The sequence below is a fragment of the Microcystis sp. LE19-84.1B genome, assembly GCF_027531875.1.
Taxonomy (GTDB): Bacteria; Cyanobacteriota; Cyanobacteriia; order Cyanobacteriales; family Microcystaceae; genus Microcystis; species Microcystis panniformis.
This window is the reverse complement of the sequence record NZ_JAPZSR010000140.1, coordinates 1-25732: the sequence shown is the minus strand read 5'-3', so window position 1 is coordinate 25732 and position 25732 is coordinate 1. Positions and strand designations below refer to the sequence as shown.

General features: G+C 41.9%; 28 protein-coding genes and 1 pseudogene. 11 read left to right on the top strand and 18 right to left on the bottom strand.

The window, feature by feature from the left end; all coding sequences use genetic code 11:
• Nucleotides 1-240: 240 nt before the first annotated feature.
• Complete coding sequence (ndhD1, locus tag O9324_RS08820) at nt 241-1824, top strand: photosynthetic/respiratory NAD(P)H-quinone oxidoreductase subunit D1 (protein ID WP_002768562.1); 1584 nt, start codon at nt 241-243, stop codon at nt 1822-1824.
• A gap of 376 nt (nt 1825-2200) precedes the next feature.
• On the top strand, nt 2201-2512 hold the full coding sequence (locus tag O9324_RS08815) for a DUF4164 family protein (protein WP_288139977.1): 312 nt from the start codon (nt 2201-2203) through the stop codon (nt 2510-2512).
• Nucleotides 2513-2646: 134 nt separating this feature from the next.
• Here O9324_RS08815 and O9324_RS08810 read toward each other — a convergent pair whose 3' ends face one another.
• The 3 genes from O9324_RS08810 to O9324_RS08800 all read right to left on the bottom strand — a co-directional run bounded on the left by O9324_RS08810 (nt 2647) and on the right by O9324_RS08800 (nt 5710).
• Complete coding sequence (locus tag O9324_RS08810) at nt 2647-3834, bottom strand: RNA-guided endonuclease InsQ/TnpB family protein (RefSeq protein ID WP_288139976.1); 1188 nt, start codon at nt 3832-3834, stop codon at nt 2647-2649.
• 140 nt (nt 3835-3974) lie between these two features.
• Nucleotides 3975-4739: an ABC transporter ATP-binding protein gene (locus O9324_RS08805; protein WP_002768566.1), complete on the bottom strand. Its 765-nt coding sequence runs from the start codon at nt 4737-4739 to the stop codon at nt 3975-3977.
• Between the two features lie 158 nt (nt 4740-4897).
• The gene (locus O9324_RS08800) at nt 4898-5710 is read right to left on the bottom strand and encodes an inositol monophosphatase family protein (protein ID WP_288139975.1); all 813 of its coding nucleotides are present in this window, start codon (nt 5708-5710) and stop codon (nt 4898-4900) included.
• 61 nt (nt 5711-5771) lie between these two features.
• Between O9324_RS08800 and scpB the strand changes: the two genes are divergently transcribed.
• Nucleotides 5772-6290, top strand: a complete 519-nt coding sequence (gene scpB, locus O9324_RS08795; protein ID WP_002788024.1) for an SMC-Scp complex subunit ScpB — start codon at nt 5772-5774, stop codon at nt 6288-6290.
• 134 nt (nt 6291-6424) lie between these two features.
• The gene (locus tag O9324_RS08790; protein ID WP_002735620.1) at nt 6425-6775 is read left to right on the top strand and encodes a DUF760 domain-containing protein; all 351 of its coding nucleotides are present in this window, start codon (nt 6425-6427) and stop codon (nt 6773-6775) included.
• Nucleotides 6776-7081: 306 nt separating this feature from the next.
• Here O9324_RS08790 and O9324_RS08785 read toward each other — a convergent pair whose 3' ends face one another.
• From O9324_RS08785 to O9324_RS08730, 12 genes are all read right to left on the bottom strand, one after another.
• The gene (locus tag O9324_RS08785; RefSeq protein WP_287628413.1) at nt 7082-7945 is read right to left on the bottom strand and encodes an NAD(P)-dependent oxidoreductase; all 864 of its coding nucleotides are present in this window, start codon (nt 7943-7945) and stop codon (nt 7082-7084) included.
• A 26-nt stretch (nt 7946-7971) separates the two neighbouring features.
• The gene (locus tag O9324_RS08780; RefSeq protein ID WP_287628415.1) at nt 7972-8631 is read right to left on the bottom strand and encodes a class I SAM-dependent methyltransferase; all 660 of its coding nucleotides are present in this window, start codon (nt 8629-8631) and stop codon (nt 7972-7974) included.
• Between the two features lie 13 nt (nt 8632-8644).
• Entirely contained in the window at nt 8645-9502 is an 858-nt protein-coding gene (locus O9324_RS08775) for a DUF6671 family protein (RefSeq protein ID WP_287628416.1), read from the bottom strand.
• A 306-nt stretch (nt 9503-9808) separates the two neighbouring features.
• The gene (locus O9324_RS08770; RefSeq protein WP_043998706.1) at nt 9809-10666 is read right to left on the bottom strand and encodes a S1 RNA-binding domain-containing protein; all 858 of its coding nucleotides are present in this window, start codon (nt 10664-10666) and stop codon (nt 9809-9811) included.
• A gap of 96 nt (nt 10667-10762) precedes the next feature.
• Complete coding sequence (locus O9324_RS08765) at nt 10763-11497, bottom strand: dienelactone hydrolase family protein (RefSeq protein WP_288139974.1); 735 nt, start codon at nt 11495-11497, stop codon at nt 10763-10765.
• Between the two features lie 160 nt (nt 11498-11657).
• Nucleotides 11658-12473, bottom strand: a complete 816-nt coding sequence (locus O9324_RS08760; RefSeq protein ID WP_288139984.1) for a Cof-type HAD-IIB family hydrolase — start codon at nt 12471-12473, stop codon at nt 11658-11660.
• A 355-nt stretch (nt 12474-12828) separates the two neighbouring features.
• Entirely contained in the window at nt 12829-13485 is a 657-nt protein-coding gene (locus tag O9324_RS08755; protein ID WP_288139973.1) for a Uma2 family endonuclease, read from the bottom strand.
• 7 nt (nt 13486-13492) lie between these two features.
• A complete protein-coding gene (locus O9324_RS08750; RefSeq protein WP_353851696.1) occupies nt 13493-14146 on the bottom strand; it encodes a Uma2 family endonuclease in 654 nt (217 codons plus the stop codon).
• 66 nt (nt 14147-14212) lie between these two features.
• The gene (gene aroF / locus O9324_RS08745) at nt 14213-15268 is read right to left on the bottom strand and encodes a 3-deoxy-7-phosphoheptulonate synthase (protein WP_002768581.1); all 1056 of its coding nucleotides are present in this window, start codon (nt 15266-15268) and stop codon (nt 14213-14215) included.
• Between the two features lie 58 nt (nt 15269-15326).
• A complete protein-coding gene (locus O9324_RS08740; protein ID WP_002738795.1) occupies nt 15327-15791 on the bottom strand; it encodes a PAM68 family protein in 465 nt (154 codons plus the stop codon).
• Nucleotides 15792-15815: 24 nt separating this feature from the next.
• Entirely contained in the window at nt 15816-16085 is a 270-nt protein-coding gene (gene rpsO, locus O9324_RS08735) for a 30S ribosomal protein S15 (RefSeq protein WP_002741886.1), read from the bottom strand.
• 43 nt (nt 16086-16128) lie between these two features.
• The gene (locus O9324_RS08730; protein WP_288139971.1) at nt 16129-16338 is read right to left on the bottom strand and encodes a hypothetical protein; all 210 of its coding nucleotides are present in this window, start codon (nt 16336-16338) and stop codon (nt 16129-16131) included.
• Nucleotides 16339-16394: 56 nt separating this feature from the next.
• On the opposite strand from O9324_RS08730, the gene O9324_RS08725 reads away from it, so the two are divergent.
• Nucleotides 16395-16724 carry an NAD(P)H-quinone oxidoreductase subunit M gene (locus O9324_RS08725; protein ID WP_002768583.1) on the top strand — a complete coding sequence of 110 codons (330 nt, stop codon included), beginning with the start codon at nt 16395-16397 and terminating at the stop codon, nt 16722-16724.
• Between the two features lie 521 nt (nt 16725-17245).
• Nucleotides 17246-17407, top strand: a complete 162-nt coding sequence (locus O9324_RS08720; RefSeq protein ID WP_288139985.1) for a hypothetical protein — start codon at nt 17246-17248, stop codon at nt 17405-17407.
• Nucleotides 17408-17419: 12 nt separating this feature from the next.
• On the opposite strand, the gene O9324_RS08715 is transcribed toward O9324_RS08720, so the two are convergent.
• The 3 genes and pseudogenes from O9324_RS08715 to O9324_RS08705 form a co-directional block, all read right to left on the bottom strand.
• Complete coding sequence (locus tag O9324_RS08715; protein ID WP_002763025.1) at nt 17420-17653, bottom strand: hypothetical protein; 234 nt, start codon at nt 17651-17653, stop codon at nt 17420-17422.
• Nucleotides 17654-18976: 1323 nt separating this feature from the next.
• Nucleotides 18977-19367 (bottom strand): annotated as a pseudogene (locus tag O9324_RS08710) (hypothetical protein); the annotation flags it as partial.
• 87 nt (nt 19368-19454) lie between these two features.
• The gene (locus O9324_RS08705) at nt 19455-19685 is read right to left on the bottom strand and encodes a hypothetical protein (RefSeq protein ID WP_288139970.1); all 231 of its coding nucleotides are present in this window, start codon (nt 19683-19685) and stop codon (nt 19455-19457) included.
• Nucleotides 19686-19863: 178 nt separating this feature from the next.
• Between O9324_RS08705 and O9324_RS08700 the strand changes: the two genes are divergently transcribed.
• The 5 genes from O9324_RS08700 (at nt 19864) to O9324_RS08680 (ending at nt 25397) form a co-directional block, all read left to right on the top strand.
• Nucleotides 19864-20628, top strand: coding sequence for a PD-(D/E)XK nuclease family protein (locus O9324_RS08700; protein WP_002768591.1), 765 nt, complete (start codon nt 19864-19866; stop codon nt 20626-20628).
• A 97-nt stretch (nt 20629-20725) separates the two neighbouring features.
• Entirely contained in the window at nt 20726-21409 is a 684-nt protein-coding gene (locus tag O9324_RS08695) for a J domain-containing protein (protein WP_287627745.1), read from the top strand.
• Nucleotides 21410-21659: 250 nt separating this feature from the next.
• Nucleotides 21660-22271, top strand: a complete 612-nt coding sequence (locus tag O9324_RS08690) for a DUF3611 family protein (protein WP_002768594.1) — start codon at nt 21660-21662, stop codon at nt 22269-22271.
• 2 nt (nt 22272-22273) lie between these two features.
• On the top strand, nt 22274-22615 hold the full coding sequence (locus tag O9324_RS08685) for a DUF565 domain-containing protein (protein ID WP_002768596.1): 342 nt from the start codon (nt 22274-22276) through the stop codon (nt 22613-22615).
• Between the two features lie 334 nt (nt 22616-22949).
• Nucleotides 22950-25397 (top strand): tetratricopeptide repeat protein, encoded by a 2448-nt coding sequence (locus O9324_RS08680; RefSeq protein ID WP_287627743.1) that lies wholly within the window; start codon nt 22950-22952, stop codon nt 25395-25397.
• Nucleotides 25398-25732: the final 335 nt, after the last annotated feature.

Genomic DNA, 25732 nt, shown 5'->3' with positions numbered 1-25732 from the left:
GCAACCTCATCGCTATTTTTCCCATTTTTGAACTCTCAAACCCTAATTAGGCTGGAAGTCTCTTGAAACTTAACAATATTAACAGACAAGGACGGGAGAATAATTGCTAGATTGAGTTAGGTGCAGTCAAATGTAACCGCGAGAACAAGCGAAAAAAAGGCGGTTTTGCTAGGTAAAACCGTCAAAAGGCCTTAGCTTAATTTCTCGATTCTGACGATTAAATAAATATTAAAACAGCCGATGAATCTAACGAACTTTCCTTGGTTAACTGCCATCATCCTTTTTCCCATCGTCGCCGCTTTATTGGTTCCCATAATTCCCGATAAAGACGGTAAAACCGTGAGATGGTTTGCTCTGACGGTGGGATTAATCGACTTTGCCCTAATTATCTACGCTTTCTATAGCAGTTACGATTTCGCTAATCCCAATCTGCAATTAGTGGAAAGTTACCAATGGTTGCCCGAAATTGACCTAAGATGGTCTTTAGGAGCCGATGGCCTCTCCATGCCTCTGATTATCTTAACGGGATTTATTACCACTCTAGCTATCTTAGCGGCTTGGCCGGTCACTTTTAAACCGAAACTATTCTACTTCCTGATGCTGTTGATGTACGGGGGACAGATTGCGGTGTTTGCCGTACAGGATCTGTTACTGTTCTTCCTCGTCTGGGAATTAGAATTAGTCCCCGTCTATCTAATCCTCTCTATTTGGGGCGGTAAACGTCGTCTCTACGCAGCCACCAAATTTATCCTTTACACCGCCGGAGGCTCTCTCTTCATCCTTGTAGCGGCGCTGACGATGGCTTTTTATGGCGATACCGTCTCCTTTGACATGGTGACTATTGCCGGCAAGGATTTTCCCCTGAAACTGCAATTATTCCTCTACGCTGGTTTTCTGATTGCCTACGGGGTAAAACTGCCGATTTTCCCCCTCCATACTTGGCTACCGGATGCCCACGGCGAAGCCACTGCCCCTGCCCATATGTTACTAGCGGGAATTTTGCTTAAAATGGGTGGTTATGCGCTCCTACGCATGAATATGGGGATGTTACCCGATGCTCACGCCGTTTTCGCTCCCGTTTTGGTGATTTTAGGGGTAGTTAATATTATCTACGCCGCCTTAACCTCCTTTGCCCAACGCAATCTTAAGCGCAAAATTGCCTATTCTTCCATCTCTCACATGGGATTTGTCCTGATTGGTATGGCTTCCTTTACCGATATTGGTACAAGTGGGGCGATGTTACAGATGATTTCCCACGGACTGATTGGGGCGAGTTTATTCTTTATGGTCGGTTGTACCTACGATCGCACCCATACCCTGATGTTAGACGAGATGGGCGGTGTCGGCAAGAAAATGAAGAAAGTTTTTGCCATGTGGACTACCTGTTCCCTCGCTTCCCTCGCTTTGCCTGGGATGAGCGGTTTTGTGGCGGAATTAATGGTATTTATCGGTTTTGCCACCAGTGATGCCTATAGTCCCACTTTCCGGGTTATTATCGTCTTTTTAGCGGCTATCGGTGTCATTCTCACCCCGATTTATCTCTTGTCCATGTTGCGAGAAATTCTCTATGGGCCAGAAAATAAGGAATTAGAAGAACACCATGCCCTAGTAGATGCGGAACCCCGGGAAGTCTTTATCATCGCTTCTCTATTAGTGCCAATTATCGGCATTGGACTCTATCCCAAAGTAGCCACGACAATTTACGATGCTACTACCAATAAATTAACCGCCCTAGCGCGTAATTCTGTTCCCAGTTTAGTGCAACAGGCAAAGGCAAAAACCCCTAGTTTCTCCCTTTATTCCCTAAAAGCACCCGAAATCTAAGGAGTTATCAGTTATCAGTTATCAGTTACCAGTTATCAGATTTGAGTTTTAAGTGAGCAGTATTAAATCCCAATTTCCGCACTTCTTAACATTCAATTGACGATTTTTACTAATATTAAATCCGGTTATTAAAGAATGATTATTTATTCTCCCTTTTGCCTATTGCATGAGTAGAAAACGGGTTTCTCCGAGAAACCCGTTTTCTGTGCGTTACTCAACGGATTTATTATTATACTTTTAATTGATTGTGTGATTATTTTAATGCGATCGCTACCGAGTACAGCCGGGAGAATTATGAGAATTGGTCCCCACTGGAGCAATCGCGCCCAAAGAAGATTAGGCGATTGTAACATAGCAAAATATAGGAGTTTAGCCCATGTCTAACGAAACTGTGACTTATTCCCTAGAAACTGTTCTAACAAGGATTGAGGGGAAAATAGACTCTCTACAAAGGGATGTCAATCAAAAATTCGACAAAATTGATGAACGATTAACCAAAGTAGAGATAGGACAATCGGAGTTAAAAGGGGAGATTAAAGCCTTAGATGAGCGACTAACCACAGAAATTAAAGGATTAACTGTAAGAGTCGCTAATCAGGAATTTACCAATCGAGGGATTCTAATCGCTTTGGTTGTTGCCATTTTGGGAGGGGCAGCTAAACTTTTTGGTTTTCTTCCCAATCCCTAACAGATATCTAATTAGGAAGTTGTCGTTTTCTTTTCACTGATTACCGAAAAATCCCCACCTCCTACCCAATCACCTCATTTGACACTCCCGTCGCGCTTATGCGAGGGATTCTTGGTTCACTGACTCAAGTTGTCTTAGCAGGTATTTCTACCAACCAAGATAGAGCTTAAATCTCCCCAAGCGTTTAGGTCTGACGACCAGCTTCCGATATGCCCTATCGTAGCTTTTTTGAGTATATTTAATGCCGCCATTTTGTCCCTATCTTCTATATACCCACACAAACAAACATGAGTTCTGACTGATAGAGACTTTTGGATTAACCGACCACAATTAAAGCATTCTTGACTTGTATAGGCGGGATTAACTGCAATAGTTAATCTGCCGTATTTAATGCCAAAATACTCAATCCATTTTCTCAATTGTGACCAACCAGCATCATTAATACTCTTAGCTAGTTTTCGATTACGCACAAGGTTCTTGACTTTTAAATCGACCTGTGCTATCAAGTCGTTTGACTGAATTAAACGGAGTGCCAATTTTTTAGCAAACTCTTCTCGTTGCCTACTTACTTTTAAGTGTCCCTTGGCGTATTTTTGACTAGCTTTTTTGTAGTTATTAGACTGCTTTTGTCCTCTCTTAAACTTTTTCGACTTTCTTCTATTCAGTTTATTAAGACGCTTCTCGGCTTTTCGATAATACTTAGGAGGCTCTACTGTATTCCCGTTGCTGTCAGCATAAAGATATTTTAACCCCATATCTAATCCTACGCAATGACCCGTCGATTCTGATTGTGGGGTTATATCTCTAGCATCGAGTTTTAGCATTAACTGGCAATAATATCCATCAGCCCTTTTAACTATTCTTATCCGTTGAATTTGCCATTCTTGAAAATCAAACAAGTCTCGACTACCAATTAGTTTTAACTCCCCAATGTTTTTTCCATCAGTGAAAGTTATTCTCTTGGAATTTCGATTAAGTTTCCAACCTGACTTTTTAAACTCAACAGAATGAGTACGTTTAGAGTATTTAGGATATCCTTTCTTACCAGCAATTTTGTTCTTACAGTTATTATAGAACCTAAGAATAGCAGTCCAAGTCCGTTCGCAAGCCTGTTGACAAGCTGTAGAGTTAAGGTCTTGAACAAAAGGGTATTGACTTCTTAATTGAGTGACATATTTATATACATCCTTTTGTCCTACACCTTTATTGTCTTCCCAATATCTAAGACATTTATTCCGAACAAACTGTACTGTCCGAATAGCCTCATCAATGGCTTGATATTGAGATGGTTTTCCTCTAAGCTTGTACTCTAAAACAAACATTTTGCGTTATCGACCTACCACGCAAACTACTCTAGCATACTAAAATTAAATTGGCAACTATAGATTAGAGTTATTCTTAGTCGTGCTTCGCTGTTCTATGCTGGCGGAACTTTTCATCTCCGAGGTGAAACCGAGAGCCTTCAAGCCGACATTATAGGTAAATCCGTCGGTGCGAGATTAGGATAAACCACTTCACCATCCTTAAACCAAATAATGCGCTGAGAGTGACGCGCCACATCAGCCTCGTGAGTTACCATGACGATAGTAATGCCACTGTTATTCAATTCCGAGAAAATAGCCATCACCTCTTGGGTAGTTTTTGAGTCTAGCGCCCCCGTCGGTTCATCAGCAAGTAATAATATGGGTTGATTGACAATTGCCCTAGCAATAGCGACGCGCTGCTGTTGTCCCCCCGATAATTGATTGGGTTTATTGTGCAGTCGATTATCCAATTTTACCCTCGTTAAAGCAGCGATCGCTCTTTCCTTTCTTTCTTGGGGAGGAACCCCACCATAAATCATCGGTAACATGACATTTTCTAGCGCACTCATCTGGGGTAAAAGATGGAATTGCTGGAAAACAAAGCCGATTTTGCGATTGCGAATCTGAGCTAAATCCCCATCCGGCAGCGTGGAAACGTCGAGATTTTCTAGATAATAGGACCCCGAGGTGGGACGATCAAGACAGCCGATAATATTCATGGCTGTGGATTTTCCCGAACCCGAAGCGCCCATAATAGCGCAATATTCCCCTTTTTTTAGGCTTAAATTGATGTTATTAAGGGCTTTAACCATGGTTTCGCCACTGCCGTAGATTTTAGACACATTTTCGAGGCGAATAATTACCGGTTGATAGACTTCGGCTTTATCGTTGCGTTCGCTGAGAGAGGAAGTATCAAAACTCATGAAATAAATAGGGTTTGCTGTTCGCAAGAGGTACATTATCGATGTTGAAAAGCTTAATCAGCAAAGGTTTAACTGTGCCACACAGGTGTGAGAACCGCTATAAATAAATAGAGATAAAACGAATAAATGCAGCTATTCTAACCTGAGCAATTCTCCATTCAAGCAACATCCTTGAGAAAACCGACTAAAGGCAAGAAAACCGGCGCTAAATTCGATCGAGCTACGGCTAAACAGGGATAGGAGCGATCACTATAATTTTCCCCCACCTGTAAGGGAAAAATCTTTTCTCCTAAAGAGATAAATACCCCGTCTGCGGCCTGTAGAATTGCCCAAACTGCGGCAATATCCCAGACTTTTGGGGTTGCTTCCACTCCTCCCAAGACAGTGCCATCGGCAACCAAAAGCAGATTATAACTAGCTACTCCTATCATCCGCACTTTGCAGGGAAAGGGATTTTTGAGTACATATGTACTACGAGCGCAGAGATTAAACAGATGATTTTTGCTGGGAAAATCGTCGCTGGTGTGAATCGGTTGACCGTTGCAGTAGGCCCCCTCTGGACCGGTTAAATCCGTCTCACCGTACCAATAACCATAATAGGACTGTTTCAGGCAGGGGAAATAAACAAATCCGAACACGGGAGTCCCCCGGTAGAGAAGTCCCAGGGAAATGCCCCAGATGGGAATACCGCGAGTAAAATTAGTCGTGCCGTCGATCGGATCCACTACCCAACACCATTCTTGATCCGGGAAAATATGGGTAGTTTCCTCGGTTAAGACTCCATGATCCGGGAAAGTGCGGGCAATTAGCGATCGCAATTCGCCATCGGACCAACGGTCGGCATCCGTCACTAAAGTCCCGTCTGCTTTATTGGTGGCCTGTAATTTGCCAAAATCAGCTAGTAGGCGATCGCCAACCTGGCCGGTAGCCTGATAACAAAAGTCTAAAATCTGACTCCAAAAAGTTTCCATAATTTTCTCGTTCGTCTTCTAGTAGAATATCAAATCATTGTCTAAACTTAGGTAGTCGAGATTGAGCGCGGAACCCCACCAGGAGATCAGACTAGCTACCCGTCTAGAAGCGATACTTTACCTAAAAGGGCAGCCTGTCTCCTTAACCGAGATGGTGAGATTAACCAACAGCGATCGCTTGACGGTGGAAGATGCCATGATCGAGTTAATGTCCGATTATGCTCACCGGGATAGTGCCTTGGAAGTGGTGGAAACCCCCCTCGGTTATAGTTTACAATTGCGGTCAGCTTATCAGAATTTGATCGAAGACCTGATCCCGGCCGAATTAGGCACGGGAACCCTCCGCACTTTGGCAGCGATCGCACTAAAAGAACCGATTTTACAAGCGGATTTAATTAATTTACGAGGCAGTACGGCCTATCAACAGGTTCAGGACTTGGTAGAACGAGGATTTGTGAGAAAACGCAAGCAAAATGAAGGTAGATCGTACTGGTTGGAAGTAACCGATAAATTTCATCAATATTTCGAGGTTGACAATCTTAGAGAACAGGGTATTCTGGAAGCTACCGATCGGGAATAAGGAGAGAGAGAGTATATTAAGGGTGAATGTTTGATCACTGAGCTAAACTTGAGGAAGATGGGGGGGACTTCAGGCAATCAAGAAGAGCGATTTGTTAACCTAGATATAATAACCACTACAGCGTGGGAGTTCTGATGACTTTTAATCCTGATTTTTTTCCCTGGGAAACCGAAGAACAAAATGATAACTGTCTGATGCAGTATCTCCAGCAGCAGCATCCTGAAACCCTTGAGAGAATAGCCCAATCCGTCAGTAGCGAAATTAAAGATATTATCTCGCAAAACGTCAGGGGATTGGTGGGAATGTTGCCCTCAGAGGATTTTGCGGTACAAATTACCACCGACCGCGAGAATTTGGCTAATCTTCTCGCTTCAGCGATGATGACGGGTTATTTCCTCGGTCAAGTGGAGAAGCGCCATCATTTAGAATCAATTTTGTTAGCTACAGAATCAATTAAATTAGGCAAAAAACCAAAAATAGATTAATCTTCACCCCAAAAAGATAGAGACACTTTCATCGGTGTCTCTATCGGTTTTTAACCCCCTTTGGCAAAACTCACCATCACCAAAATCGAGAGCAGGATACCGGGGACAAGTAAACCCGCTAATAATCCAAATTCAGTCAGCGTCATAGGAAAATATGCCCAAAATTCCATCACTTCCCACTCTAACCCCCTCTTCCGGCCACCTCAACAAAGCTTAAGGAAAATTTAAAGCCTTTTACCAGTTTTTCTCCTATCAGTTGTCCGACTAGACAAACCAAAGAGAGTCGTTTTGATGTTGCCAAGCGGTTTATAATTCTTTTTTCAGCGCCCCGTATAAAGCTGAATAATCGTCCTCTGCGAATCCCATTTCTAAAGCTTTTTCCAGAAGGCTCTGTACTCCTGTTAGGGGAAAAGTGGTTAAATCTAACTTCTCCGATTCCTCTAAAAAGAGATTGACATCTTTGAGTAAATGTTTAGTGGGAAAATTAGGGTTAGCATAATTTTCTTCTAACATTCTGGTTAATTTTTTATCAAAAGTAGGCGCATATAAGGCACTTTGACGCAGGATAGTCATGAACTTTTCTATATCTACTCCTTGCTGGGATAAAAAAGCTAAACTCAAAGCAAAAGCACTGGTTAGAGAGGCAATTAATTGATTTAAAGCTAATTTTAACGCCGCAGCGGTTCCCACTGCCCCGATTAACATCGGTTCTTGACCAAAATTTGCTAATAAATTTGACCATTGATGGAACTGTTTCTCCGTTGCTCCCACCATAACTAAGAGAGTCCCATTTTTAGCTTCGGGAATACTTCCTAACACGGGTGCTTCTAGATATTCTCCCCCTTTAGCCACAATTTGATCTCGCAGTTGTTTACTTTCAGAAGGAGCAATAGTTCCCATCTGGATAATAGTCCGATTATTGAAGTTAGATTGCTCGGAATTTAATCCTAAAACCTCTTGGATAGCGGCGGCATTAGTTAACATTAAAATTAGACAATCTGCCTCTTGAATAACTTGCTCAGGACAGCTAACTGTTTTGGCTCCCAACTGCTGTAAAGGTGCTAATTTTTCTAAGGTGCGATTATAGGCAATAACAGTAATTTTCTGATTTAATAATCTTTCTACCATTGGCGTTCCCATTAATCCTGTTCCCAAAAATCCAACTTTCATAACTCGCTTTTTTCCTGATTTATTGATTAGTTTTTACTTGTTTTTATGGCTGTCCAATGACGTTCGGAAGACTGATAAATTTTAACATTTTTTAATCCCGATTGCTGGATTAAATCTTCGATTTCTGCTAGGGTAAAAGCGGCATGGAGAGAATCCTTAAATAGTTGCGCTTGTCGGGGAGAAAAATTAGGATCGATTTCCCTCACCATCCCCTGGATTATTTCCTCGGAATCGGGACGGAATAAATCTCTTAAAAAAATGCCACCATTGGGTTTTAAAACTCGCTTAATTTCCCTTAAAAAAGGCAGAGGATTTTCGAGATGGTGGATTAAACTATTAGAGATAACTAAATCAAATTGCTCGGATTGGTAGGGAAGATTTTTTCCATCAACTTTTTCTAATTTGATCTGTTCTTGACAGTTAGCACTCAGGATATTTTTGTGACCAATTTCTAACATAGAATCGGCCAGATCAATAGCGATAATTTGCCATTGGGGACGCAGTTGACTGAGCATAATCGGAATGCGTGCAGTGCCAGTTCCTACATCTAACACCCTAGCATTAATGCCGGCCAATTGTACGACTTCTTTAGCAAAATTAGTATTAACTTCGGTGAAGTCCATGGCATCATATTCGATCGCTTCTTCCCGATCATCCATTACTTCCGGTTCTAAAATTCTTTCCATAGAAAAGCTATCCTTAAGGATTACAATATTCACAATACATCGGATCGGCGGTTTTTTCACCGTTGGGAAAGAGTTTTTCCTCTCGATAATCACAGCTTTGACAACCGTATAGTTCCAGTTTAATTAAAGAGGTGGGAAAGTGACATAAACCACAGGGTAAACCCGCTTTTCTTTCGATAATATCAAACCCCGGACAACCACAATTAGGACATAATTGACTAAGTTTCTGCACCAGATTTGTTGTTGCGGCAACAATTGCTTTCATCCGCGTGGGATTGTGCATAGCGCGCATATCGGTTTCTAGGTGTACTTTGCCGTTTTTGTCAAGAATATCTTCAACAATTTTAACGAAATTTTTCTCGTCAGTAATTCCCTTAAAAATCTGCTCGGAGTCGAGAGAATTTTTATCAAACATCACCACTAAACCATGACTAGGAAACCCGATTTTTTCGGCAAATTCTAAAGCAGCTGCTAGATTAGTTACAGTTTGGTGAGCGTGATTAGTTTCCGTGACTATTGCTTGACCAATTATTTCTAGATTATGGACTCGATCGAGCAATAAAATCAATTCACGATTACAGGAAACTAACGGCAAGTTGGGATGGGGATAAAAACTACCTTCACTGGCAATTCCTATCTCGTATCCCGAAAGCTCGATCGCTTCTTGTGCTTTCCTGCGAGCGGTTTCAATTTGTGTCCCGATGCGCTTAATATCCCGGGTAAAAGTGCCAAAGCGATCGGTATTAAAATTATCGGGTACAATCACCTTAAGACCTATTTCTTGCGCTAAAATCGGCGCTATTACCCGCTCTTTTCCGTGCATAGTCCCTAAAATTGCTATCCGATCTTGAAACATCTTTTCTTGAAACATCTTGATCAAGGAAAAAGTAAAAAACAGCAATCAGCGAAAAGAAAACGGCAATTTCCTACTTAAGACTGTCCACTTAAAACTCACATCTGATAACTGATAACTGATAACTGATAACTGATGGTGGGTTACGGCGAATACTAAATAGGTGGTAAAATATCTAAATTATTGTCGCCTAACCCACCCTACGCTAACTCACATCTGATAACTGATAACTGATAACTGATAACTGATAACTGATGGTGGGTTACGGCGAATACTAAATAGGTGGTAAAATATCTAAATTATTGTCGCCTAACCCACCCTACACTAAGTTTCTGGGGTTTTTCCCTGAGCTTGTTTTAATCTTTCTGCTGCTGTTTCCATGACTTCTGCAAAGTTTTCGAGAATTTCCCCGGGGTGCGCTTCCAGGATTTTTGTAGATAGGGAAATGCGGTTTTTATATTCGTCAATTTCCGCGACTACCACTTGAATTGCTTGACCAACTTTAAAGAAAGTCATGGGAGAATTAAAAGAGGCTCCCGTCACCTGTTTAGCATGGAGTAATCCCGTCACTCCACCGCAATCAACAAAGACACCGTAGGGTTGTAATTTAACCACAGTGCCACTTAATAATTTACCCACAGCTAATTGACTGATAGCGTTAGCGCGAGCAATTTCTCGCTGAGATAAAACTAATTTATTATTTTCTTGATCGATTTGAATAAAAGTTGCGGTTAAAAGTTGTCCGATCAGGGAATCTAAATCATTTTTTTCGATTAAATGGGAGCGAGGGATAAATCCTTTTAATCCTTCCACTTCTCCCGTCACTCCCCCCTTATTCACCCCCGTGACGCGCAGCTGTACCGACTTGCCACTTTCAGAGATTTCCCTGACATTTTCCCAAGCTTTTTGTAGTAATAATTGCCGCAGAGACAGGGTAACTTGTCCTTCCGCATCCTGTCCACGGGTAATCAGAAAATCGAATTCTGCACCTATAGGTAAAGCTTCGGGAATGGAAGTAACATTTTCGAGGGAAATTTCCCTTAAAGGAATAAAAGCGGAGGATTTGCCGCCAATATCGATGAATGCTCCATCGGAGGTGTGTTGATCGACTCTCCCGCGCACGATTTGCCCTTTTTCAAATTGATAATCGTATTGATCAAGAGCTTTGGCAAAATCGTCCATGGAAAAGGCTGGGTTCGGTGTCATGATAAATAGAATGGTTACAAGTATAATTTCGAACTGCTTCCAGTGTAAGCTGAAGCTTGAGGAGTCAGACCATTAAGATTTAAGAAGGCTAAATAACTCTAGCACATGATCCCAGGCAGATTTGGCCGCATTAGCATTATAACTAGCCCTTTGGTCGCAGAAAAAGCCATGGTCGGCGTTTTCATAGCGGAAAACTCGATGAGGAATTTGATAACGGGTTAATGCGTTTTCTATCTCATCCACTTGCTTTTGAGGAATACTGGTATCTAACACCCCGAAAAATGCGTAGATTGTCCCTTTGATTTGGGGAGTCACCTTCACTGTCGCTTGACCACCCCCAGGGGTTCCCGTGGTGATTCCTGCACCGTAAAAAGAGGCAGTAACTTTGATATCCTCTAGAGTGGAGACAAGATAAACCACATGACCACCAAAACAAAAACCGATCGTGCCGACACCGGTTTTTTGCACCTGTGGCAAACTATAAAGATAATCGATGGTGGCCTGGATATCGCTGATTAATTCGGCTGCTTTGGTTTGTTCTTTGTACTGACGACCGATTTCGATATCTGCCATACTATACCCCGTTTCAAAACCGGGAGCAAATCGCTGATAAATGGCAGGAGCGATCGCTATATAGCCTTCTTGGGCAATTCTGCGGGTAACATCGCGAATATGGTCGTTTACGCCGAATATTTCCTGAATTACGATAATTGCTGGATAAATTCCCACCCGGTCCGGAATGGCTAAATAGGCATCTATGTCAATATCTTTGTTAGGAATCGTAACAGTTTGCGTATTAATAGTCATAATTTTCTCGGTGAAAAGCGGATTGGTTTTAGGGTTTTAGGGTGTTAGGGTGTTAGGGTGTTAGGGTTGTAGGGTTTTAGTTGAAATTCCCCATCTCCCCATCTCCCCATTCCCCATCTCCCCATCTCCCCATTTCTCCACTTCCCCATTCCCCCATTCCTCAAATTAAAACAAACTTTTCCAAGGCCGCAGCCACCCCATTTAAGTTTACACTGGGGGCAACCCAATCGGCTTGATCCTTAACGGCTTGGGGAGCATTACCCATGGCGACACCAACACCCGCATAGGTGAGCATAGAAACATCATTAAAATTATCACCGATCGCCATGACGTTTTGCGGTTGTAATCCTAGGATATCTTCGGCCAAAAATTGGGTGGCGCTTCCCTTGGTAGCCTCAACGTGGGTAACTTCAAAAAAAGTCGGACTCGATTGGGTAAAGTATAAATCTTGATTTTGATAGCGTTGCTGTAAATGCTGCCAAATCTCGGCGATAAATTGCTTATCTTCCCCCATGGCCAGGATTTTAGTGGTTTTGTGAGCCACTTTGCGTAAATCTCCCACTGCTTCGGCAATAATACCCGATCGCTGCCGATAGAATTCCGTTTCCGCATTTAATTGCCGCACATAAAGCACATCGTCCATATAAAAATTAAGGGAGATTTTCTCCTTCCATTGGGGTTGTTCGAGATAATCTAAAAGATCGATCGCCAAGTCGGGGGAAATAGGGGTATGTCGATGGTGAACTTGGGAAACAGGATCTTGAATCCAAGCGCCATTGTAAGCAATTATAGGTAAAGTGGATTTAAGGCGTTGATGAAAGCGTAAAGCCGAGCGGTACATCCTACCAGTGCCGATAGCGACGGGAATTCCCTTTTTTTGGACGGCCGAGACAGCTTGCACCACAGCCGGATTAACCTGATTGTTATCCCCGGCGATCGTTCCATCCACATCAACAACGATTAAGCGAATATCCACAGTCTTTTCCCATTCAACAGTCAACAGTTAATAGTTTGCCACTTCCGCCCTCAAAAAGGGTAATAATTAGGGTTTACGGCAAAAAGTTTTTCGTGGGGGTAGGGTGTGGCCCCCCCTACCCCCCCGACATCGGGGGGGTGTAGGGTTTTACCAGTTTTGAGGTGGCCAATTACCTAATTTTCAGGGAAAAAGTGCCTAAATTTCCCCCCGATCACTCCTATATCCAGTATTTTTTGATTGACAAAAGGTCTAAAAGTCTTACCCAACAAGGTTTTTAGATTTATTCAGCAAGCTCTAGTTAGATATGTGTAATTAATTTTGCTTAGGTACTTAATTACATCAAAAACTGCTCTGGTTAATTATTTTTAGCTAGTTGACTAACAAGCCATGCTCTTAAATTCTTTTCTGCCCTCACTTCATCCTCTTTAGCAGTGGCTAAAAATTCATAGAGTTTAGTTTTCGGAACTAGGGGAAAAGTCGGACTAAATTCTCCTTCCTGATAAACCCCCTTGTCTAACCGATAAATGCGCCAGATTTGTCCATTAAAACGCCATAATTCCGGCACTCCCAAACGGGCATAAAGTGCTAATTTATTAATATCCGTGTGGGTAATATCCACTTCCACCACTAAATCTGGGGGCGGATCTTCAGTTAAATTAATCCTTTTTCCCAGCACTTTAGCTTGATTTTGAATATAGTAGGCATTATCGGGTTCTGCTCCTCGTTCTAAATCTTCCCTAGCTAGAGTTGTGGAACCCATACTTTTAATTTTTAAACCCAATTCGGACACCAAAAAATAGATAAAACGTCCGATTAATTCCCGATAAAACTCGTGTTCTTCTAGGGGCATAGTAATCTCTAAAGTGCCACGATCATAAAATAAATGGGCGCAATTATTTTCTCCTATTGCCTGTAAAATTTGCTGATAGGATAACCAACTGAGATGATAAAAAGTAACCCGTTTTTCGCCCCTAATTTGCTCAGTATTTAACTCTAGAGGAACTGTCACCATAATTACCTCAACTTTTAGCTAGTTGACTAACAACCCATGCTCTTAAATTCTTTTCTGCCCTCACTTCATCCTCTTTAGCAGTGGCTAAAAATTCATAGAGTTTAGTTTTGGGAACTAGGGGAAAAGTGGGACTAAATTCCCCTTCCTGATAAACCCCCTTTTCTAACCGATAAATGCGCCAGATTTGTCCATTAAAACGCCATAATTCCGGCACTCCCAAACGGGCATAAAGTGCTAATTTATTAATATCCGTATGGGTTATATCCACTTCCACCACTAAATCTGGGGGCGGATCTTCAGTTAAATTAATCCTTTTCCCCAGCACTTTAGCTTGATTTTGAATGTAGTAGGCATTGTCAGGTTCTGCTCCTCGTTCTAAATCTTCCCTAACTAGAGTTGTGGAACCCATACTTTTAATTTTTAAACCCAATTCTACCACCAAAATCCGAATAAATAATCCGATTAATTCTCGATAAAACTCGTGTTCTTCTAGGGGCATAGTAATTTCTAAAGTGCCACGATCATAAAATAAATGGGCGCGATTATTTTCCCCTAGCGCCTGTAAAATTTGCTGATAGGATAACCAACTGAGATGATAAAAAGTAACCCGTCTTTCTGCCCGGATTTCGCTAGTATTTAACTCTAGAGGAACTGTCACCATAACTGCCCCGAAAACAGCGAAATTTATGCCCAAAAAAGGGGGTTGATTCACCCCCTTTGTATCTTATCAAACCAGTGCCGGAACTTGGGGCCAACGCCCGATCGCCTTACCAATGACCGCTAACTCCCGAGTTAATCGATCGAATCGGTCCGGAGTCAAGGATTGCGGCCCATCAGATAGGGCCTTCGCCGGGTTAGGATGTACCTCAATCATCAAGGAATCGGCCCCAGCTGCCAGGGAAGCCATGGCCATGGTCGGTACATATTCCCATTTACCCGTACCGTGGCTAGGATCGATCATGATCGGCAGGTGGGTTAAAGTTCTTAAAACGGGAATACAGGATAAATCTAGGGTATTGCGAGTATATTTACTGTCAAAGGTGCGGATACCGCGTTCGCAGAGAATGACATTGCTATTTCCTGCGGCGAGGATATATTCTGCCGCCATCAGCCAATCTTCAATAGTGGCCGCCATGCCGCGCTTGAGTAGGACTGGTTTCGGTTGCGCCCCAACTTTTTTCAGGAGGGAAAAATTCTGCATATTGCGCGCCCCCACTTGCACCACGTCGGCTATTTCGACAATCTTAGGGAGATCCGCCGCGTCCATTACTTCCGTGATAATACCCAAACCACTGGCATCTCTAGCCGCCGCTAGTAATTCCAAAGCGCTTTCCCCGTGACCTTGGAAAGCGTATGGAGAAGTGCGGGGTTTGTAGGCACCCCCCCGGAGGAATTGCGCTCCGGCTGCCGCCACTCGTTTGGCAGTTTCCACGATCATGGCCTCATTTTCCACCGAACAGGGGCCGGCGACAATGCTAACGGGATGATTTCTGCCGATGGGGATAACACCGTTAGGAGTAGGGACTAAAACCTCGCTGTATTCCCCGTGACGGTATTCTAAACAGGCGCGTTTGAAGGGTTGTTCGACTCGTAGGACGGTTTCGATCCAAGGGCTTAATTCTTGGATTTGTAGGGGGTCTAATTCCCTGGTTTCTCCGACTAAACCGATGACAACTTTATGCTTACCGACGATTTTCTCGGGACTTAATCCCCATGCCTCGAATTCGGCACCGACGCGCTCGATTTCAATTTCCGGGGAACCAACTTTCATGACAACAATCATGGCATTAACCTTTTATTGTTTCCTTTAATCTCTATTGTTGACGATTTCTAGAGGTTATCTATTTTTCTTCCACTTCTTTTTTGCCGGACCGCCAAGCGGCGATCGTTCTACCAAAATTAGCTTGAAATTCTTGCCATCCTAGCCAATCCCCCACCCGATCCTCATCCCAAGAAGCGGAGAAGATGCCATAACTCAGACCGATAAAACCTAGACCAAACAGGCTTAAACTGACGAGCATGGCGACGTAGGAAGGGATTTCGAGAAGATTGTGGCTAATAATCCAGTAGAAGCCAAAAAAGGAAGTTATCCCCAATACTGTCGGAATGCCGCAAAATACCGCCATCCGTTTGGCCATCCGTTGACTGACCGCTTGCGGAATTGCCTTTAAGCTGGTTTCCTCGGAGCGATTTTTTATCGGCGGTGGCACGGGACTAGGGGCAATTTTCGGGGTTTTTCGCTTATTTTGGCGCGGCTCAAAGGGGAGACGTTCTTTTTTCTCCGTCGATTTCGATTCAGAGGCCATGGTAGGGATGCAAGGGGGGTAAGCTTAACGGCGAATTCCGAGACGACCAATCAGGGTTTGATAACGTTGTTGATCTTTCTTCTGGATATAGGTTAACAGTCCCCGACGACGACCGATCATCTGGAGTAATCCCCGGCGGGAAGCGTGGTCTTTTGGGTTAGCTTTCAGGTGTTCGGTCAGTTGGTTGATTCTCTCGGTTAAGAAAGCTACCTGTAACTCCGATGATCCTGTATCGGTTTCGTGGGACTGATATTGGCTGATTAGTTCTTGTTTTTTGGTCTGGGTTAAGGCCATAGGACTCGTGATCTCTGCTTAAATACTGCAATCTATTATAGTATCACGTTTCTGGTCGATCCGTAAACATTGTTCGGGAGACAGGAGATAGGGTGATAGGGTGATAGGGTGATAGGGTGATAGGGTGATAGGGTGATAGGGTTTTGGGGTGATGAGACAACTTCCCCACTTCCCACACCCCATTTCCCCACTTCCCCACTTCCCCATTTCCCCACTTCCCCACTTCCCACACCCCATTTCCCCATTTCCCCATTGCCGCAAATCATGGCAAAATCTTAGACATAGCGTCTAACTTACCCTGAAGATTCCATGCTGTTAAAATCCACGACCCGTCATATTCGCATTTATACGGCTGAAGTAAAAAATAATCAATTAATCGAGAGTAACCATGTCTTGACTCTTGATGTGGATCCCGATAATGAATTTAATTGGGAAGAAGTGGCTCTCAATAAGGTTTATAGTAAGTTTGATGAATTGGTAGAGTCCTACAATGGGGAAGAACTGAGCGAATATAATCTCCGTCGCATCGGTTCAGATCTAGAACATTTTATCCGTTCTCTCCTGCAAAAAGGCGAAATTAGCTATAATCTCAATGCCAGAGTCCAGAACTATAGTATGGGTTTACCAAAATTAGGGTGAACAATTCCGCGTCAGTCCCCACCCGCACACCTAGAAGGGTGGGGAAGTTGCATCGCGGCTCTTCTGGTTTCTGTGTGGAAACGAGGTCTATACTGATAGAATATCCGCAAAATAGCCCTAAAAGTCTTGCCCGATAAGCATTTCACGATTCCATAAGCAAAAATTATCACACAAAGTCGAGAAGAGCCATTATACCAAATACAAAATGAATTACACAAGATTGGAGCAGCAAAGCAAGGAATCACAAATAGCTGAATTAGAGCTATTTATAAAAAGTGTAATGGATTCAAGAGAACTGAAACGAGCGCTCTCAGTAAAGATGTAGATGTCTCTCGAAAGTAAAACCTGTGAAGAAATCAGCAGAATACTCTGTGTCAAGCAATCTTTTATATATTACGGTCGAAATATATTTAAAATAAATAGAAGGAATTAGAATAGGATATAAAGGCTCGATCGGATATTTAACAGATGACCAGACAAATGAAGTGATCGGGTGGTTGAAAGCAAAGATTTATTGAAACATGGATGAATTAATCGATTATATCAGCCAACCTTATGGTGTTATTTACAAATCAAAACAAAGCTCTTATCATTTGTTTTTGCTGGCGAGCATAAGTGGTCAAAAATCTCAAAAAAGTCAGCCAAAATTTGAGCAAGAGTTAGTCGAAAATAAGAAGAAATAAATTCAGAAACTATTAGCTGAAAACAACGATGCAATATCCAGACTTCTTCTCCACTGAGTAACCAGACTTTATAGAGTTTGTCAGCGAAACGTTTTTTTGTCTTAAAGTCCAGAAAACGGGTTTCTCAAAGAAAACGGGTTTCTCAAAGAAAACGGGTTTCTCAATAGTTTCTTGAAGAAACCCGTTTTCTAGGTGACTTAATGCTTCTTTCCAGGGTTCATCATAATTGGCGGTTGTTGGGTTCATTTGAGTTGTCCGCTTACTCTTAGGTGTAAAGCGCGATAGCGTAACGCACCGATTTAATAATAGAGTTGGTGCGTTACGGCGGCTTGTTAATTTTGGTTTTTTGACGGAATTGATAGCCGCCTAACGCACCCTACGCCTACCAAAGAGATCAGGTGAGTTATATAAACCATATTCTCCATTTTGATTGATGGTAGCCCGACTAATGTTAAGTATATTACTATTTTCAATCCCATTCCCTTTATTGCTATTAATTGAGGTTCCAGTAACGGTAGTAGTCCCCTCATTTTCTAATCCTACGCTGAGATTGCTATTGATTGAACCATCAGTGAGCGTTAATGATCCAGTATTATAAATACCAGTATCATTGTTATTGTTGAAAGTAGTTTTAGAAATATTAGCTGTGCCTCCATTATAAAAGCCACCTCCATTAAATCCAGCCTTGTTACTGTTGACAACACTATTAGTTACTGTTAATGTTCCGCTAGAATATAGCGGTTCTCACCCCTGTGTGGCACACTTAAACCTTTGCTAATTAAGCTTTTCAACATCGATAGTGTACCTCTTGCGAACAGGAAACGCTATAAATACCCCCTCCATCATAAGTAGAGCTATTTTCATTAATGGTGCTATCGTTTATAGTTAGTGATCCTTCGTTATAAATACCACCACCATATCCACTTAAGTTTTGATTTATCGTGCTTGATTGAATAATAGTATTACCGAAATTTCTAATACCTCCACCCCTTTGTGATGCACTACCACCGGACATGGCAACGTAAACATTTTGAGTAATTATGCTATTGCTAATATTAGCTAAAGCATTTTCCTCAACAAGAATACCTCCTACTGCTGATTTCGTAATAGTTACTTTATCTAAGGAAAAATTGCTGTTAGCTAAGACATGAAAAATGCGATTACCCTTACCAAATCCACTACCTAAACCACTGCCATCAATAACAGCCTGACTTGTACCCAAACTTTTAATCGTGACTTTACCACCTGGTAAAATATCCAAATCACCAGTTTTGGCTTTATTCTCCCACAAATCATCCTCTAATTGAGTGAGAAAATAGGTTTTCCCCCCTTGTAATTCAATAATATAGTCATTGGTAGTGTCTGCATTGGCTATTAAAATCGCATCTCGTAATGACAATCCACCAGTAGTGGTTCCATCATTTTGATCGGCGGTCGTATTAACGGTTAAAATGATTGGTGCAGATTTTTCTACAGGAACATCATTATCATTGCCTGTGATTGTAATATTGGCAAAGTCATTTTCAGTTGTAATTCTTGCTAATTCTTGCGCTGTTAAATCTACTCTGCGAACTAATGCTGCGAAATATTCTCCTTCATCTCCCGCGCTATCCACCTGATTAACTTGAGCATCCACATAATGCCCAATTTCTTCTAAAATTACGTTAATTATCGATGCTGAGGAAGCCGTATTTAAAAAAGATGCTGATAGATAAATCTTATTCTTACTGCTGGAATATGCACCATTTGCTGTCCCCAAAACCTCATCACTGAGTACCTCAATTGGGGGAAGTTGACTGAAATTTCGACTTTGCCACTGTTGTCGTAATTGCGTCGCCTTAACCACATCATAACTTGTGCCAAAAGCAGTTTCTAAATTCGCCCAAAAACCATCAGATTGAGCGAAATTGAACAAAACATCATACACAGAAGGAAGGAGGGGCAAAAGAGTAGGAGTCATGACATTAACAGCAGAGGTTTATTGCTAACAGTTTTAGCCCAACAATCCCGAATTTTTCAAGACCCCTGTAACAAAAATTAACATTTATTACAAGAAAACGGGTTTCTCAAAGGACAAGAAAACGGGTTTCTCAAAGAAAACGGGTTTCTCAAAGAGTTTCTCAGAGAAACCCGTTTTCTCATTAAATTCTGTCGCCTTAACCACATCATAATTTCTGCCAAAAGCAGTTTCTAAATTCGCCCAAAAGCCATCAGATTGAGCGAAATTGAATAAAATATCGTCAACAGCAGGAAGAATCGGCAAAAGAGTAGAAGTCATGACGTTAACTGCAAAAGTTTATTTTTAACAGTTTTAGCCTAACAAGTGCCAATTTTTCAAGACCCCTGTAACAGAGATTAACATTTATTGCAAGAAAACGGGTTTCTAAATAGTTTCTCAAAGAAACCCGTTTTCTCGATAATAGGCTAACTGCTGTTTTATTCACGATAATCCTATTATGCCTAAGATCTACCGTCTTGCCCAAGGTCATTTAAACCTATTGGAAACCTGTCCACCGAGATTTCAAAAAGTCTATCTAGAGGAACTTAACACACCAGCTGACCCTGGGCAATTGCAGCGGCAAGAATGGGGCAGTCAGTTTCACCTATTATTACAGCAGCGGGAATTAGGGCTGCCGATTGCGCCTCTATTACGGGAAAATGAACAGTTAGAACATTGTTTAACGGCCCTATTAAAAGCTGCCCCAGCAATTGCCCAAAATCCGGGAGAAACCAATCGAGAAGCGGAACATTGTCGCAGTTTAACTGTGGGTAATTATTTATTAACGGTTATCTATGATTTAATTTTATTAGAGAGCGATCGAGCGGTAATTTTTGACTGGAAAACCTACTTAAAACCGATCGATGCCGACAAACTAGCCAAAAATTGGCAGACGAGACTTTATCTGTATGTTTTGGGAGAAACTTCTGCTTATCCTCTTGATAGTTTATCGATGACCTATTGGTTTGTGCAGTTGCCCCGCAGCCCCGAACAAATTACTTTTAACTATAATCGGAAACTACACCAACAGACAGGGCGGGATTTACGCCGTTTATTGAAGGATCTCGATCGCTATCTATCAGCATACGAAAATGATTTAGTTGATTTTCCCCATCGTCCCGATTGTCAGCTTCATTGTCCCTATTATCTTAGACAAGAGCGATCGGGCCCAATAGACTTACCCTCGCTCGAGGATATCCCTGAAATCAATCCTTTTGTCTAAATCAGTGATCAGTGATCACTGATCACTGACAATTCTCCTTCTCCGCCGCGTTAACCATGGTCGATAATAATAAAAGACAGATCGATCGCTTGCGCTCATGACCGGCAACCACTACCAGACCTTAGAAATCAGCCATAAATCGACCCCTGACGAGATTAAACGGGCCTATCGGCGTTTAGCCAGACAATTCCATCCCGATAGTCAAAACGATAGTGCCAGTCACGATAAAATCGTCGCTATTAACGCCGCCTACGAGATTTTAAGCGATCCGAGACTAAGAAAGGACTACGATAACCAAATAATCGCCAATTCTCCCCGCGTCCAACGCACTGCCACCGCCCAGGCAAATTACCATCGTTACAAAGAAGCAGTCCAGGAAGACGAAGTCCTAGTCAAACAGTGGTATAACCAGACCTATAGCCCGATTAATCGCCTGATCGGTCAAATTATCCGACCTCTCAAAGGTCAGATCGATCACCTATCCGCCGATCCCTTCGATGATCAGTTGATGGCTGTTTTTCAAGACTATCTAGAAACCTGTCGCCAAAATCTCGATCGAGCTAAAACCCTCTTTTGCCAACGGCCTAACCCTGCCAAAATGGCCAAAGTGGCCGCTTCTCTTTACTACTGTCTCAATCATCTCACTGACGGACTCGAAGAATTGGAAACCTTTACCCTTAACTACGATGATCGCTCTCTCCACACCGGCCAAGAAATGTTTCGCATGGCCCAGCGTTTACAGGTGGAAGCTAAACAGATAGCCAGTCAGTGTCAAAATTAGACCGCTTGTAAAAATCAAAAATTGTTGTTAGGGTTAGGAGTCAGTAGCCAGTAGTCAGGAGAATTAAGAATGAATAACAATCAATTAAATGGTCTATTTACAGATTTTAGACCATTTAATCATCATTTTTGCCGTCTTTGAACCCTGAAAAATTAATTATGCCAGAGGTTTATTAAATCTCTAGCCATGGGCAAAAAAAAAGACGAAAATAGATCAAGACCAGATGTACCCAATCCCTAGCTTAACCCCGATGAGAGACAAACAATCAGAAATTACCAATATATCCACCCCTAGAGATTCTGATCTTTATTCCTTGCCTCCCGCCGTCCAACGGGCTGCTAATATCCTTTTACGTCAGGGAAGAATCGGTTTTTGGACGCAGATTGTCCTGGGCGTAATTTCGGGGGTTTTATTACTCATTGCTACCGCTAGTTTATTAGGGACGAGACAACGCACTTCTGGCATTGAAATCGGTGTTTTGTGTGCCATTGGTGGGGCTTGTTTCTTGGTGGTTGCCATTTTCTTTTCTTCTCGTTACATGAAAATTGCCCGTCAAATGTTGAGAGGTGATCAAGATAGTCGCCCGAAAAAATCCGATACTATTCAGTTAATCCGTCAGGGTTTAATCGCTAATATTATCGGGATGTTTTTAACGATTTTGGGAGCGCAAGCGTTAGCGGGAATTGTCTTAATTAAATCCCTCAATGTTCCTCAAGGTACTTTTAATGTTGCCTCTAACCCCAGTCAGTTTGTTAATTCTGTTGACCTGTTAATTGTGCAGGCCAATACTAATACAATTCTCGCTCACTTTACTGGTATTGTTACTTCTTTGTGGCTTCTTAACCGTATTACTTCTAAATAAATATGGCCATGCAACGCACCCGTTTAAGTACGCTGGCTAATGTCACCAGCAGTCGATTTAATCGCTTTTTTGGTAATCCTTGGCGACGGATTTCCCTACAGATAATTTGTGTTTTATTTGGAGTTTTTTCTGGTCAAGCAATTGTCACCACTGCTGGTCAAACTGCTCAATGGGATGTCACGGCTGCTGGTTTATTGCTGCTGTTTACGGAGGCGATTAGCCGGATTGTTTACCGAAAAAGTTCTCAGGCTAAACCTGCACCGATTCTGCGAGAATCTTTCAATTTACTCAAAATTGGTATCACCTATAGTTTATTTCTAGAAGCCTTTAAAATTGGCTCTTAAATAGGGTTGGCTGAAAATGTTTCTTGGTGGGGTGAGGATTCAGGAGCCAGTCGGGGAAAGTGGAAACCTTGCCCTTAAGTGCCGACCGGCAGCGAGCGTAGCCAGACTAGGCAGAACAAGTGTATTATTTAAGCTGCCCAACGATACCCTTACTCCATGGCGCTTCTCAGGAAAATAAGGATTTCAGACGTTCATTCTCATTAGTACATTAAAATTACCCAGCTTTAGCATAGGCTCTGTAAGACTTTTAGCCATGGCTAATATATTCATACGGGAGAAGTTCAGTTATAATTAAATTACCAAATTATATTTAGGGCAAATTTTTTTAATCATCATGCCACAACAATCCTTAATCACTAAAACCCTGACAGCGCAAGCCATTACCTCCCCCGCACAAAATAGTTTAAATGTCAAGCTTTTTAGAAAAATACTTTTATTGTCTCCCCTGTTGTTTTGGGAATTATTGGGTTTAGAAGTTAGCTCAGTTAAAGCAGTAGAAAACCTACAATGTCCCGTTATTTCTAGGGAAGAAGTTGATACAAATGCTCTTAAAAGAGAAATTGCTAATTATTCAGCCACTCTGCGAGTCTATCCTAGCGATCTGGGTACGATTAAACTTTATCTTCAACGGGGAATGGCCCGAGAAAAAATCAACGATCGAAACGGTGCGATCGATGATTTCAGTCAATACATTTGGTATAGTAATTATAATGCTCCCGCCTTCAAAGATCGACAGTTACTAGCTCAAGCCTATTATCAAAGAGGTGTGTTAAAGTTAGCCATGGTGATTGCGGGAGAAAAAAACCCTATAGCCGAGGAAATCCCTGTTATTGAGGAAAAAAACCCTATAGTTGAGGAAATCCCTGTTATTGAGGAAGAAACACCCTTGATTGAGCGAGAAAGCCGAATCAAGGATCAGCATCAGCTAAAATTATTAGAAGCTGCCCGCTCAGATTTTCAGCAAGCCTTTAAATATAATCCCAATCAAAGCGAAGTTTACTTTAACCTAGCAATTATTGCATCTTTGCTCAATCATCAATCCTTGGCTTTAGATTATTACCAGCGTTTCATTGGTTATGAAACTGAAGATTATCGCGGCTATTATCATCGAGGACAGCTATACTCTCAGTGGGGAAATTATGCAGAGGCTATCAAAGATTATGATCTGGCTATTTTATACAAACCCGATCTAATTGAAGGCTATTATAATCGGGCTATAGCTTTAGAAAAGATAGGGGGAAAACGAGAGGCTTTTAAGGATTATAAAATCGTTTTAAAATGCTCACCCAAACTATTTTTAGCCAAGAATGCTCCTAGCAGTTATCAAAACCGTGCCAGAGTACAACTTGAAATCGCTGACGAGGAAGTCGAATTAGCCAATTTATCTTCTAATTCCCTGTCAGGATATCAAACAGCGATCGAGTATTATAATGGAGCCATCAAAGATCTAGCACTTGTCATCCGTATTAATCCCAACTACGATAAAATTCCCCATTCTAGAGCATTTCTTAAACGGGGTTATGCTCACCTAAGACTCAACAATAATCAAGGGGCAATTCAAGATTATAACCAAGCAATTTATCTGCAACCCCAAGACGCAAAAGCCTATGTATATCGGGGGTTAATGCGAGCCAATAAATATCAAGAATACGCAGGAGCTTTAGAGGATTTTACTGCGGCAGTGGCACGAAATCATCATGATGCAGCCGCTCACTATCATCGGGGGTTAGTGCTGTATAAATTGGGGCGTTATCAGGAGGCAGTAGATAATTATAATAATGCCTTAGCCCAAGATGATCGGATTAATACACCTAGTTTTACTTCTCGCTCTGTCTGTAGCGAAAATATCCGAGAATCTGCCGACAGAAATTATTTTTATGACTCCAGAGAACCCGATTTTCGTCCTAATTATAACGTCTTTTGTCACGCTCAAGCGCGGGGAGATGCTTATTTTGCCTTGAAAAATTTTGCCGCGGCCGAAAGAGATTATACTACTTATATAGTGGCCTATCCTAACGATCCAGAAGGTTATCATAAACGGGCCAATGCGCGTTTTGAAAAAGGGGATAAACAGGGAGCGATCGAGGATTATAATGTATTTCTACAAAAAGTCCGTGATGCGAGAATTTTCTATAGTCGTGGGAATAGTCGCACTGACGTGGGAGATGATCAAGGAGCGATTACAGATTATCTGCAATCTTTGAGCATTAATCCTATCGATGTGACAGCGTATAGTAATCGGGGAAATGCACGCACTGATACCGCTACTATTCCCGATAATGTACAAGTAACACCGAGAATATCGGAGAATCCGATCGCCTATAATAATCGTGGTATTATTCGACGACAAACTGGGGATAAGGAAGGTGCTTTAGAGGATTTAGATAAGGCAATTAGCTTGAATTCCAATAACCCAATTGCCTATAATAACCGGGGAGTTATTCGCTTTGATTTGGGAAATAATACCGGTGCTTTGGAGGATTTAAATATGGCTATTTCTCTCCAGTCTAACTATGCTGAAGCTTACTATAATCGAGGTTTAGTTAAGGAAAAAATAGGCGATAAGAAGGAAGCGATCGCTGATTATCAATTAGCAATTACTTATCAGCCAAATTATGGCGAAGCTTATTATAATTTGGCGCTTGCCACCTACGATGATAAAAATCCTAGTAGTCGAGTAGCGAGCCTTAACTATTTGCAAAAAGCCGCTAATGCTTTGATAAAAACCGGTAATTTAGAACTGTATGAACGTGCGGTAGAATGGATGTTAAAAATGCAGTAATTTCTCGAAAAAATAAGCTCAGGTTTGACAAAGGCTTCCAGATTTGGCTATTTCAAGCCTTCAAAGAGCGGCGGAGTCTCTTATTACCGATGAATTAGCCGCTAATCATCATACAAGGTTGGGTTGAGGCACGAAACCCAACAATACACCCAAGGAAACCCAACAAAAAGATTCAGACGGATTTAGGTGTTGCCTGTTGGGTTTCGCTTTCCCTTAGAATTGAGAGGTTTTCTTTAACATATTTATTCGCTCAACCCAACCTACGAAACTAGACGTAAGGAAACCCAACCATAAACCCAAGGAAACCCAACAAAAAGATTCAGACAGATTTAGGT